Genomic DNA, 13,142 nt, shown 5'->3' on the forward strand with positions numbered 1-13,142 from the left:
GTGGTTTTAACGATTAAAAAGGGTCGCTTAATTCACTTATCCGGATTAGTTTTTTGTTTACAAATTCATCCAAACCTAGCTCCGCCATTTCACGTCCATAGCCCGAGCCTTTTGTGCCTCCAAATGGCAGATCGGCTTGCGTCCAAGTTGGGTGATTGATGAAAACCATTCCGGTGTCAATTTGATTAGCAATTCGTTTGCCTCTTTCAATGTCTTGCGTAAACACCGAACCGCCTAAACCAAAAGGAGAATCATTGGCCAGCGCAATGGCTTCCGCTTCATTTTTCACTTTAAAGAAAAGCGCCACCGGGCCAAAAAATTCTTCGTAAAAAACGGGGTTTTCCGGTTTTACATCGGTTAGAATGGTGGCCTGCATATAAGCCCCTTCTCGGTCTACTCTTTTGCCTCCCAACAAAATTTTTGCACCACCATCCACCGCTCTCTTTACTTGGTCGGCTATTTTTACGGCTGCTGCTTCTGTGCAAAGCGGGCCTAAGTGAGTAGCGGCTTCCATAGGGTCGCCAACTACCAAATCGGCTAATTTATTTTTGAATTTTTCCAGAAATGTGTCTGCAATGCTTTCTACGGCGATGAAGCGTTTGGAAGCCACGCAACACTGACCGTTGTTATTGATTCTGCCGACAACTGCCCACTCCACGGCTTGGTCAATATCGGCATCTTCCAGAATAATAAAGGCATCGCTGCCCCCCAATTCTAAAACGGACTTTTTTATATGCTTACCTGCTTCTGCGGCGACACTTGCCCCTGCGGTTTCGCTACCCGTAAGCGATACTCCTTTGACCCTTTTGTCGGCTACCAATTCAGTGATCCTTTGGTGAGAAACCAAAAGATTGGTATAAAGTCCAAGCGGTGCTCCGGCTTCTGTAAATAGTTCTTCAATGGCTATGGCACATTGCGGTACATTGGCAGCGTGTTTGATCAATACTGTATTTCCGATCATGAGGTTGGGTGCCGCAAAACGGGCTACCTGATAAAACGGAAAATTCCAGGGCTGGATACCAAGCAACACTCCAATGGGGCTGTATCGTATGAGTGCTTTTCCGTGAACTGGGTTTAATAGTTTGTCTGCTAAAAACCCCTCCGCATTTTTTGCGTAGTAATCAAATATTTCGGCACTTAACTTTATTTCCCCTTCAGCATGAGTTAACAGTTTGCCCATTTCTAACGTTATCATTTGGGCAAGTTCTTTTTTGTTTGCTCTGAGCAAACCAGCTACTTTATACAATAGCTGCGCTCGCAATTTATAGTCCGTTTTCTTCCATTCGTCAAATGCATCTGCTGCTTTTATTATCGCTTTATCAACCGCGACATCCGTCATTTCATCGAAAGATTTGACTACTTTATTGGTCGCGGGATTTGTTGTTTGAAACGTCATAACTTTATTTTTGGAAAGGTTATTTTTTGAATTTTTAAGCGGTGGGTTTCTCCATTGCTTAAAAATTATTAATTAACTAAAAGCATACTCATAATCGACGGCCAATTCATTTTTTACGTGCCATATACCCAGAGTATCCCAAGCAATACGACCTGCTTCATCTTTTTGATACCAAGAATCAACCGTTCCTGTTAGAGTAACTGTTGTTGCAGACACTGATACATTAATATCACTGTTATCTACTGACCAACTTCTGCCGATAGCATCTTCAACATCCTTCTTTTCAATCACATCGTGGCTTTCCGATTTGATTTTAATGTTGTTGGTTACTCCTTTAATACATGTCAGATAATTTACCGCACTTTTTGCCGCATCTTTTTGGTAGTTCCAAGGCAATTCACCTTCCAAAGTAACCCAGCCATCTTCCACTTTTACGGTTACTTTATCATTAGGAACCGACCAGTTATTTCTTAAACCCGTTAGCACTTCATTCGCAACTTCCGCATCAGTCTTTGACCATGATTTAGGAAGTTCCACTTCAATTTTTTCAACCAAAGCTTTTACTCCAATTACTTTTTTTGCAGCACTTTCTGCTTCTATTTTTTTTGCATAACTGTCCACCACACCGGTCAAAGAAACAACACCATCTTTGGCAGTAACTCCAATCTCTTCTGCATTCAACAACGGCTCCCATTTGATGGCGTTTTGAACGTCTGTCTGCAGTTCCTGATTAGTTTTCATTATACCTATTTTACATTGTGAATGAACTTTCACAACGGCACAAAGGTGTGTATTATACTCAGCTGAAACCTTACATTAGTATCAAAATAAATTACATGATTCACACATTATTTCAGTTAAAATAGTTATGATCAAATTGGGTATTATAAGGGGAGCTTCGGCACCTAAAATAGTCGTTCAATAGTTAAGCTTGTTAACGAAAAAAAGGAGTAAACAATATCAAATTTTCATACCTATTAACGCGCTATTTACCATATCATAAATAGTAAAAATTCAGATTAGGTCACCACTCTCACATCAAATTTTATTACAGCCCATTACCAAACGGGTGCAATCTGTTGTTTTGAATTTGAAATTTCTATCATAATAGCATAAACGGATATACTGATGATGGATGAGAAAAAACACCAAACAGATAGAATATAGTGCTCATAAAATAGAGCTGTGATTAAATAAGAAATCAAAACTGCTACGCCTAACATCCACATTCTTTTTATGTGTGAAAAAAACGGAGGAGCAATGGTTGCTAAAGCATATAACCCAATAACATATATTCGAAGCGACGCAGGATAATTTTGGATATAGGCAATGTGATGTCCGATTATTTTTGCCTGTATCTGATACGACAACAAGCAGTAGGCCAGGTAAAATCCAACTATGATACCCGCTCCTATCAGTATTTTTTGTACTTTTTTTCGAGTACTGTTTTTTTCAAGCAGTATTATGGCAACGGGAACCCACAGTGGCCAGAGAATTTGGGCAAAAAACAGGAAGGTATAGGTTGCAATTCTTTGCGTGGCAACATTGTCCAGATTTGGGAGTGTTACCCACAAAATGCCCTCCGCTACCTGTTGAACCGCAAAAATCAATGGGATACTCGCAAAAAGTAATTGGGAAGGTTTGTGTGCTTTTTTTATTGATACAACACCAATAACCGAAAGAACAACACCTGCCCCAAAACTCGCATTAGCCGAAAAGCACATAAAGTTATTATTTGAAATGAATGAGAATAAGTTTAGCTGTAATGAACTATTTATCAGTCTTTTTATTTTTTTTCAATAAAAGAGTTCGGGCAGAAGCACTGTCAATTAGTAAATTATTTACTGGGATTTTATTGATGTTTACCACCTGAACTTTTGCGGGCACTTTTTCTATTGCAATAAATTTATTTGACAGAAGTAATACTATTGAAATTAAAATGGCTATAGTGGTTAGGCTAACTCCGTTGGTATATCTCTTATTTCCTTTTTCAGTAATTTTCACATTCTTACTGTAAGAATTCGTATTTGCTTCTATTTCGTAAAGCAAAATTTCCTTATACATTTTTATTTTGTCATGTATCTATCACCGCCTGTTTGACTAAAAAAGAGCTATTCTTTAATCATAATTACTACTTTCAAAAGTTAATTTTTACGTTAAAAAGGGGAAAAAATCCCCCTTACCAGGCTAATTTACCAAGACATAATCATAATCGATTACTAATTCGTTATCGACTGTCCAAACCCCGGGTGCATTCCAGGCAATTCGTCCGGCTTCCTCTTTCTGGTACCATGAATTAACGATGCCGGTTAAAGTTACGTTATGAGCTAACACTTTCACGTGAATATCTTCGTCGTTAATTGACCAGTTCCGTTTTAAACCATTCTCGATGTCATGTTTTTCAATCTCATCGTTGGTTTCGGATTTAATAGTGATGTAGTTTGATACGCCCGTTACGCCCAACAATTTTTTTACGGCATTTTTGGCCGCTTCTTTTTGATAATTCCAATGAAGCTCTCCTTCGAGCGTTACCCACCCTTTTTCAACTTTTACTTTTATTTTGTCGGCGGGAATTTCCCAATTCCATTTAAACGCATTGATGACTTCATTGGCAATGTTGTTATCATCTTTTTTAGCCAACGTATTGTCAAATCTAACTTTAATCTCTTCGACTACTACTTTGACTCCTGCCACATTTTTAGCGGCCTCTTCCGCTTCTGATTTCTTGGAATAACTGTTCACATTTCCCGTCAATGTAACAATACCGTCTTTCACCGAAACTCCAATTTCTGCAGCATTTAATAATGACTCCCATTTAAGGGCATTCTGTACATCTTTTTGTAATTCTTCGTTAGTTTTCATAGTAACTATTTTTAGTTGTGAAAGATTTTCCACGGGGCAAAGATGAGACTTTTAAGCGCTGAAATGTTACATCATTATTATAAATGGTTACATTATTCACACATCAAGAATGCTTATTAGCGCTATTCATATTGATTATAAAGATAGCTACTGCGACTTGAATACATTTCAGAAAAGGAGGGCTTCTATTTTGATGGTTGCCTAATAAACGTATGTTGTATTTCGTTATCATTTAACAACGAAATTAATTCCTCATAGAAAAATAAAGGATGGCATTATTGACACTAATCAGGCATGGACAGTCTACCTATAATTTAGAAAACCGTTTTACGGGAAATACAGACGTAGAGCTCACTCCTTTGGGAGAAGAAGAGGCCAAGCAGGCAGGTAAAAAACTAACGAATTTTACCTTTGCTATTGCTTATACTTCCATGCTTAAAAGAGCACAAAAAACGTTGGAAATTATTTTAGAAGAAATGAAGCAAACTACCATTCCCATTGTCAAAATTGCGGCCTTTGACGAAAGAAAGTATGGCAGTTTACAAGGACTTAATAAAGCGGAAACCGCCTTGAAATACGGTGACGCACAGGTAGAGATTTGGAGAAGAAGTTATGACGTACGTCCGCCCGAAGGGGAAAGTTTAAAAGACACTTTTAACAGAGCTGTTCCTTATTATAAGCAGGAAATTGAGCCCAAATTAAAAGCGGGACAGAATATTTTGATAGTAGCCCACGGCAATAGCCTGAGAGCTTTGATGATGTATTTGGAAAATATCAGCCCGCAGGCCATTTCAGAAGTAAATATAGCGACGGGTTTGCCGAGGTTATATACATTTGATAATGAACTGAAATTGCTCAATGTACATTATTTATAACCTTACAAATCAGCCAATTTCCACAACCAGCGGGCTAATTTTTCGTTTAAGGAGGGTAATTGCATAACCATTAAATTGAACCCTTTTTTACTCATGCACCAATCAATACAGATGGTATTAAGGTCGGCGTCATACACGTATATTTTTTTGAAATGGTGCCTGCTGTTAATGCCCGCTAATTTGCAGATTTGAATTGATTTTTGCAGGGCATCCAGTATGTTTTCCTGAGTGACATCTCCCGAAAATATCAAATGACGAAGTGAGTATCGTCGTCGGGCGTTATAAAAGGCATCTTCAAATTCACCTATGGAAAGTTGAAATTCAGTAGAGGAATAAAGGCTTATCGTATCCATTTTTGTACCATTTATAATTACACCGTCGCTTTCAATTGTTCAAACAACTCTCTTTGTATATCGGTCAGTTGAGCAGGAATTTGTACCTGCAATACAATGGTAAAATTTCCAAAATCATTCGCTTTGTCATACACGGGCATTCCTTTCCCTTTTAGGCGAATGAGTTTGCCGTTTTGAGTTCCTTCCGCAATTTTTACCTTTACCTGTCCCGATAACGTATTAACTAAAATGTCTCCGCCTAAAACTGCGGTATATAAATCTATAGCATACACCATTGATAAATCATCTCCTTTGCGAACCAATTGCGGATGCGGTTTAACTTTTATTCGAATCAGTAAATCGCCGCGATTCTCTTCGCTGCTTCCTTTGGCTCCTTTGTTTTTTATACGCAGCAATTGGTCCGTGTAAGAGCCGGGTTTAACCGCAATTCGAAACTTCTCGTTTTCTACCTGAATGGTGCGATTCGTACCCTGATACGCTTCTTCGAGGGTGATTTCCATTTCAGTTTCATAATCTCCCCCTTTTCTGCTTTGAGAACCTCCTTTTCCTCTTGCATTACCGGCAAAAAATTGTTCGAAAAAATCAGAAAAATCCGCCTGCCCTCTATTCCCAAACGGGCCGTTGCCCCCCTCTTCGTAATAATACGGCCCTCCCGAAGCTCCTCCGAATGGATTTCCACCTTTGGACGCACCGTTTTGCTCATATTGCTGCCAATTTTCCCCTAACTCATCGTATTTTTTTCGCTTCTCGGGATTACTCAATACCTCGTTGGCTTGGTTGGCGAGCTTAAAGGTTTCCTCAGCTTCTTTATTACCGGGATTTTTATCAGGATGATACTTAACGGCCAATACCCTGAATGCTTTTTTGATTTCGTCCTGCGTGGCCTTTTTATCAACTCCCAGTACCTTATAGTAATCTTTATACTCCACGCTATTGGCTGATTAATTGGGCTTTATGAGACGGATAATCCGTATAGCCATTTTCGTCGGCCGAATAAAAGAAGTCCATTTTGAGGTCTTCTGATAAAACCCAATTGTTTTCTTCCCGTTCCACAAAGTCGGGATTATTGATAAACGGTCGTCCAAAAGCGATGAGGTCAGCTAATCCACTTTCAATATCCGTTTCGGCTCGCTCCTTATCATACCCCCCCGAAAGGATAATCGTATTTTCAAAATTGTGACCTATCAGCGTTTTTATTTCCATGGGCACCATCGGCGCTCCCATCGCTGAGTGGTCCACGAGGTGAATATAGGCAATATCCAATTTGTTCAGTTCCTTAGACAGGTAGTCATACGTGGCATGGATGGTTGGATAATGTGGCATGTCGCTTGCGGTACCGTAAGGGGATAAACGAATTCCTGTTTTTTCTTTTCCAATGGCGTTGGCAACGGCCGCTACTGTTTCAATCACAAAGCGGCAACGGTTTTCGGTATTCCCTCCGTAATTATCATCGCGGATATTGCTTACTGGCGACAAAAACTCTTCCAGCAGGTAGCCGTTGGCTCCGTGCAGTTCTACGCCGTCAAATCCTGCCTTGATTGCATTTTCAGCGGCCGTTGCAAATTCGGCGATTGTATTTAAAATATCCGCGTTGGTCATTGCCAAAGGCACTGGAAAGTCCTGTAGTCTTTCTGCATCCGTCCACATCTGTCCGCTCGCCTGTACGGCCGACGGCGCCATTACCTGCGCTCCTTCGGGCATGTTAAGCGCATGACTTATTCTGCCGGTATGCATCAACTGAACAAAAATTTTCCCGCCTTTTGCATGTACTGCCGAGGTAGTCATTTTCCATCCTTCCACTTGTTGTTGAGTAAATATCCCGGGAATTCGGGCATAGCCTAATCCATTGGGTGATGGAGATGTACCTTCAGTAATGATTAATCCCGCACTGGCACGCTGTGCATAATAGGTGGCCATGAGGGCATTGGCGACATTATCAATCGCTCGGCATCGGGTCATGGGAGCCATCACCATCCGATTTTGCAACACTAAATCTCCAATTTTGGTAGAAGTAAACAATTTATAGTCTGTCATGTAGTTGCGGCTGTTTTTCAGCCTGTCTAATTTTATGCTTTCACGATCATTTTTCCGGTATTTTCACCTTTAAACAGTCCCAACAAGGCAGTAGGTAATTGGTCAAAACCGTGAACAATTGTTTCCGTATATTTCAATTTTCCTATTTTTATCCATTCTGCCAAGTGGTGAATGCCTTCGGGATAGTCACTTTGATAATTGCCAACAATAAAACCTTGTATCATGACACTTTTTGACACAAACAGCGATTGCAGACGAGGCCCCATGGCCACCTTTTCATTGTTGTATAGGGAAATTTGTCCGCATAATGCAATGCGGGCATGATTGTTTAAATTATAAATTACGGCGTCGGAGATTTCGCCACCCACATTATCAAAATAAATATCTACGCCGTGGGGACATGCATCGGCAATGGCTTTTCTGATATCGGTTGTCGTTTTGTAATTGATAGCTTCGTCAAACCCAAATTCTTCTTTCAGCAAGCTTAGTTTTTCATCCGACCCAGCAATACCAATAACTCGGCAACCCAGTATTTTTGCAATCTGACCCACCACCATGCCGACAGCTCCCGCAGCCCCCGACACGACTACCGTTTCTCCAGCTTTGGGCTTGCAAATGCGTACCAATCCGAAATAAGCCGTAAGACCGGGCATTCCTAAAATGCCCAAATAATAGCTGGGCGGCGCAATTGTGGCATCAATTTTTTGGATGGTTCGTTCAGAAGCAATGAATTCTTTACGCCAGGGCAGCAGCCCCACCACTAAGTCGCCGGTCTTAAAGTTGTCTGATTTACTCTCCACTACCGTGGCAACTACGCCTCCAGTAATGGGGTGGTCAATGTGGAAGGATTGAACATACGATTTTGCGTCGTTCATTCGGCCACGCATATACGGGTCAACGGAATAATACAGCCCTTTTAAGGCTACTTCGCCAGGTTTTACTTCGGCCAGCTCCGCATTTTCAGTTCTGAAATTAGCTAAAGTGGGGGTGCCCTGAGGTCTTGAGGCAAGCACAATTTGTTGAGTAGTCATTCTTTTCTTGGTTAAGATAATAAAAGCCAAAAGCGTTCTGCCAATAAGCAAGTGAATTTTTTCAACTAAAGTTAGTTGATTTTCTCCATTGTTACTTCATTTTCCAACGGCAATCCGCTCTCAAAATCTGAAAAGTTCTTTAGGGTCGTTAGCGCAATTTGGTCTAACGCTTCTTTTGTAAAAAAGCCTTGGTGGGGCGTAATCAATACATTAGGAAAAGACATCAGCCTTTCGATGAGGTCATCCTGAACAATACTTTCTGACAAATCTTTAAAGAATAATTTTTCTTCGCCTTCATACACGTCAATTCCTAAATAGCCCAATGTCTCGCTTTTTAAGGCATCAATGGCGTCCGAAGTTTTGATAATAGCACCCCTGCCCGTATTAATAAGCATGGCTTCTTTTTTCATTTTAGAAAAGGCAGTGCGATCGAAAAGGTGTTTCGTAGTAGGAGTGAGGGGGCAATGAATGGAAATAATATCCGAAGTATGCAGGAGCTCATCAAATGACTTGTATTCAACCCCTTTCCCTTTCAAAGCGTCAGATTCTTTAATATCACAGGCAATGACTTTACAGCCAAAGCCCTGCATGATGGCACAAAAAGCTCTTCCGATTTTTCCCGTTCCTACCACTCCCACGGTTTTCCCAAAAAGATTAAAACCCATCAGGTTTTCTAAAGAAAAATTATTGTCTCGTACTCGCTGGTAGGCTTTATGGGTTTTCCTGTTCAAAGTCAAAATAAGAGCGGTGGCGTGTTCTGCAATGGCCTGCGGCGAATACGCTGGCACTCTCATTACTTTAATATGATAGTCGGCGGCGGCGGCAATGTCTACATTATCAAAACCGGCACTGCGGAGATCAATGAGCTTTATGCCGTTTTCCGACAATTTTTTGACGGTTTCTCGGTCTATTATATCCGTTAATAACACACAAACCACCTCAAACCCTACGGCTAAATTTGTGGTCTGTGCATTCAATGAAACATCAAAATAGGTAAGACTGTGTTTACCATCCGTGTTAAATTTATCCAAATATTCCTGTTCGTAATATTTGGTACTGAATATAGCTGCTTTCATATTTTTTAGGCGCTTCCGCAGACCTTTACTTTCTTATAAATCGTTTTTTCATGTTCTCAAAAAATACCTCTCTGTTTTTTTTAAACACTTCCCGCAGCCGCCTTCTTGCTACTTTCACTTCACTTCCATCCGTCATTAAAATGCAAAGTTTTGTCCTACGAAATCGCACAATAAAGTTGCGATTAACAAAATGGCTCTCTTGTGTATACGTAAGAATTCGGGCGGTAAACAGGCCTCGTACAAACTGAGGGTTTTAGAAGAAAGGTGCTGCGTTCCGTCTGTGAGAATGAAGAGGGTGTAGTTTCCATCACCGGTCAAACGCAGTACCTCATGCCACAGAAATGGCAATTTATACTTATTTGCATAAAAGCGGGTGGAGCAAAATGAGTGGTTCATCGTCGGCAAGGGTAAAGAAATCAGTATAGCATCAATCCCCTTTATCTTCTTCCAAATCGTTATGATTATCTCCGCCTAAACTGTAATAGTTGTTCTCTTCATCTTCACTTCCAACACTTTCCTGTTGGTTATCCAATTCGGAGCCCGGCACGTCCAAATCACTGCCCATGGGGTCTTCGCTGAAATCTTTTTCGTTTCTGGTGCCTTCCGGTTCATTGGCTACTTTCAAGTGCGAAATATCCTCAGGGTCAATATCTTCTTCTTTTTTGAACTGCCGGTAAATATCTTCATCGGGAGGGTATAATGGATAGTCCGGCAAGTTTTTCGCTTCTTTGCTTTCGGTCTCCTGACCTTGCCGATTCATTTTAACAAGTCTTTTTCTCATCTGAATTAATTAATAGGTTCTGTAAGCGTTATACTGGGCCGATAAAAGCAATGGATTAATTCCATTGTCCCCTTACCCAATACTGACCGCGTCGGTTGGTGTTCCAATGCCCCTGTCGATAAGAACGGCCATTTCTTGGCTTTGCCCAAGAGCCGTTTCGTTGATTATAGGTGCGTGATTGACGGTTCCACACCCAGTCTCCATCTCTCCAAACATGCGCATCACTTGGACGTTGCGGTCTGTCAAAATTGCGGGAAGACGGCTGATCTCTCACATAAGCGGGGGCGCAAGCGTCAACGAATGAGACAAATGCGGCCAATACAATCAAAAAAACGAGTTTTTTCATGGTCTTTATTTTTAACTTTTTCTTCCCTAAATCATCATTGATTTTTAGTAGGAATGACATAAAGCGGTATCAACGTTTGGTGCAAGACCTGTTCGGTCACGCTTCCCATCACAATGGATTCCAACCATTTTTGGCTATGAGAGCCTAAGACAATAACGTCTACTTTGGAATCTTTAGCGGCTTCCAAAATAGAATCCGCTACGTCCCCTTCGATTATTAGCGTTTGAATGGTTTCATCCCCTAAATGTTGTTTTGATTTATCCAGAAATTCCTGCGTTGATTTTTTAAGTTCGACCATAACATCGGGTTGAATAAAACCCGCATCAATATAGCCGTCAAAACCCATGATGGAAGAATAAGTAGCTGATGTATAATACATCGGATCTACGAGCACGTGTATCAAAGTAACTTCGGCACCGATAGATTTAGCTAAGGAATAACCGGCTTCCGCTACTTTTTGAGCAGTTGGATTGTAATCCAACGCGATCAATACTTTTTTCATTTTTATAGATGTTTTTTGTTATTACGGGGATATACGTATTTCCCTAAAATTTTAATCTATTTTCAACTGTTTTTTCTTGTCCTGATATTCCTGCGCGGAGATTTGGCCAGAAACAAATCGCCTCTGTAATATATTCAGCGGCGAATCCCTTCGGGTACGTTCACCTGGGATGCCATAAGGAACTGCGAAAATCCAAAAAAGTAAAGCTATCCAAGCTATCCAAGCTATCCACCAAATTAGGTTCATTCCTGCATAATAATTTTCATAGAACATATTTTCAATATTTTAAATGTGAATGGATTAGTAAAATATAAGTAGTACTTAATTGTCAGCAAACAGGCCGTGATTTTGTTACTGTTTCTTCTGAATTTTTGGGTATTTCAGTATGCAGGTATGGGAATTCATATAGCCTATCTTCATTTTTTGTCTTAAAATAAGAAGGATAAATTTCACTTGCTTTGGGTTTACTAATCTCCGGTACATTATCCTTAGATTTAGTAAAATTATAGCCAATAAGCAAAATCAAAGAAGTAACCTGTAAGGCAAATGAAAAGCCTTCTGCCGTAAATAGTTTCATTTTTTTAATTTAATTCTGAATTTTCAAAGACATCATTTTGAAAATAATTTAGGAGAAAAGAATCATCATTTGATTTATTCCATGAGTTGATTTCTGAAAGTAAGTGGGAATGACAGGTAAAAGGTAGTAGCAAGACCTTCTTCAGTTTCAAACCAAATAGCACCGCCGGCGTGCTCTACCCCCCGTTTGGCAACGGCTAACCCCAAGCCTGTACCACCTTCCTTTGTGCTGAAATTTGGGAAAAATACTTTCGAGCGAATAGCCTCCGGAATGCCATCTCCATTGTCTTGAATTTCGATATAAACATTATTATCATCAATACGCAGACGTACCGTTATTTTAGGAAATCGGCCCTCTGGAACAGATTGGATTCCGTTGATAATCAGGTTGGTGATAATACCTCAAATGAGTTTTCGGTCTCCTAAGATATTGACTTTTTTTACTTCGAAATCGCGATTAACGATGACTTTTGGATCATCTGCGTACAAATCAGCCGCTTTTTTAAGGACAGACACAATTTCAAACAATTCCTCCTTAGGTAGAGGCATGTTAGCAAAACTTGCAAAAGAGGTTGAAATGTCACTTAGGTTATCAATTTGTTCAATAAGAGAATCAAAGGTTTGGCGAATACGATCACTTTGAGGCAAATCGTAGGGTAAATCACGAAGTATGGTACGCTGCAATTGCTGAATAGTCAGTTTCATGGGCGTTAGTGGATTTTTTATGTCGTGAGCTACCTGTTTAGCCATTTCTCGCCATGCCGACCTTTTTTCGTTTTGGGCAAGTTCTGCCTTACTTTCATCCAACCTTGTCAGCATTTCATTAAAGGCTGTTACTACATCCCCTATTTCATCATCTGATTTCCACTCGACGGGCTCATTAAGATGGTTTAGGTTGATTGTAGTAAATTTGCGGGACATGATCCGCAGCAGAATAGTCAGAAGATTGGAGGCCCAATAAGAGTTGGGTGTATTGTCGTTCATTATCACATACAGAATAGAATAAACATTACCAAGTTAACTAACGAATGTTTTGTCGTACTTTTTGTATTTATTTAGCTTTTACCAAGAACACGTTGTACTTATGATTTATGATGTAGTACTTTTGGCATTGTTGAATATCTATAACGCTAAAGTAAATATAAAAAATGGTAGTTCTTAGAAAATTATTACGGACTACACCCGCACTCGGTTAACCCCTAACTCCGCCAAGAAATTACGTAATAGCTACTTGGAGTTTAGAGAGTAGTTTTTGGGTTTGGTTGGTTATGGGCTCAAGCACCCAATTGCCATTGATTCTTACTTTTCTA

General features: G+C 40.2%; 17 protein-coding genes. 1 reads left to right on the plus strand and 16 read right to left on the minus strand.

Features of this window, described 5'->3' with window-relative positions:
• Positions 1-13: 13 nt before the first annotated feature.
• The 5 genes from Q0081_RS25845 to Q0081_RS25865 all read right to left on the minus strand — a co-directional run bounded on the left by Q0081_RS25845 (position 14) and on the right by Q0081_RS25865 (position 4,258).
• Positions 14-1,396: an NAD-dependent succinate-semialdehyde dehydrogenase gene (locus Q0081_RS25845; protein WP_298360511.1), complete on the minus strand. Its 1,383-nt coding sequence runs from the start codon at positions 1,394-1,396 to the stop codon at positions 14-16.
• A 72-nt stretch (positions 1,397-1,468) separates the two neighbouring features.
• The gene (locus Q0081_RS25850) at positions 1,469-2,137 is read right to left on the minus strand and encodes a BON domain-containing protein (RefSeq protein WP_298360513.1); all 669 of its coding nucleotides are present in this window, start codon (positions 2,135-2,137) and stop codon (positions 1,469-1,471) included.
• Positions 2,138-2,454: 317 nt separating this feature from the next.
• Entirely contained in the window at positions 2,455-3,120 is a 666-nt protein-coding gene (locus Q0081_RS25855; RefSeq protein WP_298360515.1) for a DUF6629 family protein, read from the minus strand.
• 46 nt (positions 3,121-3,166) lie between these two features.
• Positions 3,167-3,460, minus strand: coding sequence for a hypothetical protein (locus Q0081_RS25860; protein ID WP_298360517.1), 294 nt, complete (start codon positions 3,458-3,460; stop codon positions 3,167-3,169).
• A 123-nt stretch (positions 3,461-3,583) separates the two neighbouring features.
• On the minus strand, positions 3,584-4,258 hold the full coding sequence (locus tag Q0081_RS25865; RefSeq protein WP_298360519.1) for a BON domain-containing protein: 675 nt from the start codon (positions 4,256-4,258) through the stop codon (positions 3,584-3,586).
• A 269-nt stretch (positions 4,259-4,527) separates the two neighbouring features.
• On the opposite strand from Q0081_RS25865, the gene Q0081_RS25870 reads away from it, so the two are divergent.
• Positions 4,528-5,133 carry a 2,3-diphosphoglycerate-dependent phosphoglycerate mutase gene (locus Q0081_RS25870; protein WP_298360521.1) on the plus strand — a complete coding sequence of 202 codons (606 nt, stop codon included), beginning with the start codon at positions 4,528-4,530 and terminating at the stop codon, positions 5,131-5,133.
• Positions 5,134-5,135: 2 nt separating this feature from the next.
• Here the strand turns inward: Q0081_RS25870 and Q0081_RS25875 are convergent, their stop codons facing one another.
• The 11 genes from Q0081_RS25875 to Q0081_RS25925 form a co-directional block, all read right to left on the minus strand.
• Positions 5,136-5,486: a hypothetical protein gene (locus Q0081_RS25875; RefSeq protein WP_298360523.1), complete on the minus strand. Its 351-nt coding sequence runs from the start codon at positions 5,484-5,486 to the stop codon at positions 5,136-5,138.
• Between the two features lie 17 nt (positions 5,487-5,503).
• Positions 5,504-6,415 carry a J domain-containing protein gene (locus tag Q0081_RS25880; protein ID WP_298360525.1) on the minus strand — a complete coding sequence of 304 codons (912 nt, stop codon included), beginning with the start codon at positions 6,413-6,415 and terminating at the stop codon, positions 5,504-5,506.
• Position 6,416: 1 nt separating this feature from the next.
• Entirely contained in the window at positions 6,417-7,520 is a 1,104-nt protein-coding gene (locus Q0081_RS25885; RefSeq protein ID WP_298360527.1) for an alkene reductase, read from the minus strand.
• Positions 7,521-7,552: 32 nt separating this feature from the next.
• Complete coding sequence (locus Q0081_RS25890; RefSeq protein WP_298360529.1) at positions 7,553-8,551, minus strand: NADP-dependent oxidoreductase; 999 nt, start codon at positions 8,549-8,551, stop codon at positions 7,553-7,555.
• Between the two features lie 71 nt (positions 8,552-8,622).
• The gene (locus Q0081_RS25895) at positions 8,623-9,627 is read right to left on the minus strand and encodes a 2-hydroxyacid dehydrogenase (RefSeq protein ID WP_298360531.1); all 1,005 of its coding nucleotides are present in this window, start codon (positions 9,625-9,627) and stop codon (positions 8,623-8,625) included.
• A gap of 427 nt (positions 9,628-10,054) precedes the next feature.
• Positions 10,055-10,408, minus strand: coding sequence for a hypothetical protein (locus Q0081_RS25900; RefSeq protein ID WP_298360533.1), 354 nt, complete (start codon positions 10,406-10,408; stop codon positions 10,055-10,057).
• Positions 10,409-10,463: 55 nt separating this feature from the next.
• Positions 10,464-10,754: a hypothetical protein gene (locus Q0081_RS25905; protein ID WP_298360535.1), complete on the minus strand. Its 291-nt coding sequence runs from the start codon at positions 10,752-10,754 to the stop codon at positions 10,464-10,466.
• Between the two features lie 34 nt (positions 10,755-10,788).
• Entirely contained in the window at positions 10,789-11,256 is a 468-nt protein-coding gene (locus Q0081_RS25910) for a universal stress protein (RefSeq protein WP_298360537.1), read from the minus strand.
• A gap of 328 nt (positions 11,257-11,584) precedes the next feature.
• Entirely contained in the window at positions 11,585-11,833 is a 249-nt protein-coding gene (locus Q0081_RS25915; protein WP_298360539.1) for a hypothetical protein, read from the minus strand.
• A gap of 74 nt (positions 11,834-11,907) precedes the next feature.
• Positions 11,908-12,231, minus strand: coding sequence for an ATP-binding protein (locus tag Q0081_RS25920; RefSeq protein WP_310586530.1), 324 nt, complete (start codon positions 12,229-12,231; stop codon positions 11,908-11,910).
• Positions 12,232-12,234: 3 nt separating this feature from the next.
• A complete protein-coding gene (locus Q0081_RS25925; RefSeq protein ID WP_298360541.1) occupies positions 12,235-12,816 on the minus strand; it encodes a HAMP domain-containing sensor histidine kinase in 582 nt (193 codons plus the stop codon).
• Between the last annotated feature and the right edge of the window lie 326 nt (positions 12,817-13,142).

This window comes from Runella sp., assembly GCF_027484545.1.
Taxonomy (GTDB): Bacteria; Bacteroidota; Bacteroidia; order Cytophagales; family Spirosomataceae; genus Runella.

Bases quoted from the DNA above. Each gene is read 5' to 3' on its own strand.
- Q0081_RS25845 (WP_298360511.1), bottom strand. From the start codon at position 1,396: ATGACGTTTCAAACAACAAATCCCGCGACCAATAAAGTAGTCAAATCT.
- Q0081_RS25850 (WP_298360513.1), bottom strand. From the start codon at position 2,137: ATGAAAACTAATCAGGAACTGCAGACAGACGTTCAAAACGCCATCAAA.
- Q0081_RS25855 (WP_298360515.1), bottom strand. From the start codon at position 3,120: ATGTGCTTTTCGGCTAATGCGAGTTTTGGGGCAGGTGTTGTTCTTTCG.
- Q0081_RS25860 (WP_298360517.1), bottom strand. From the start codon at position 3,460: ATGTATAAGGAAATTTTGCTTTACGAAATAGAAGCAAATACGAATTCT.
- Q0081_RS25865 (WP_298360519.1), bottom strand. From the start codon at position 4,258: ATGAAAACTAACGAAGAATTACAAAAAGATGTACAGAATGCCCTTAAA.
- Q0081_RS25870 (WP_298360521.1), top strand. From the start codon at position 4,528: ATGGCATTATTGACACTAATCAGGCATGGACAGTCTACCTATAATTTA.
- Q0081_RS25875 (WP_298360523.1), bottom strand. From the start codon at position 5,486: ATGGATACGATAAGCCTTTATTCCTCTACTGAATTTCAACTTTCCATA.
- Q0081_RS25885 (WP_298360527.1), bottom strand. From the start codon at position 7,520: ATGACAGACTATAAATTGTTTACTTCTACCAAAATTGGAGATTTAGTG.
- Q0081_RS25890 (WP_298360529.1), bottom strand. From the start codon at position 8,551: ATGACTACTCAACAAATTGTGCTTGCCTCAAGACCTCAGGGCACCCCC.
- Q0081_RS25895 (WP_298360531.1), bottom strand. From the start codon at position 9,627: ATGAAAGCAGCTATATTCAGTACCAAATATTACGAACAGGAATATTTG.
- Q0081_RS25900 (WP_298360533.1), bottom strand. From the start codon at position 10,408: ATGAGAAAAAGACTTGTTAAAATGAATCGGCAAGGTCAGGAGACCGAA.
- Q0081_RS25905 (WP_298360535.1), bottom strand. From the start codon at position 10,754: ATGAAAAAACTCGTTTTTTTGATTGTATTGGCCGCATTTGTCTCATTC.
- Q0081_RS25910 (WP_298360537.1), bottom strand. From the start codon at position 11,256: ATGAAAAAAGTATTGATCGCGTTGGATTACAATCCAACTGCTCAAAAA.
- Q0081_RS25915 (WP_298360539.1), bottom strand. From the start codon at position 11,833: ATGAAACTATTTACGGCAGAAGGCTTTTCATTTGCCTTACAGGTTACT.
- Q0081_RS25925 (WP_298360541.1), bottom strand. From the start codon at position 12,816: ATGAACGACAATACACCCAACTCTTATTGGGCCTCCAATCTTCTGACT.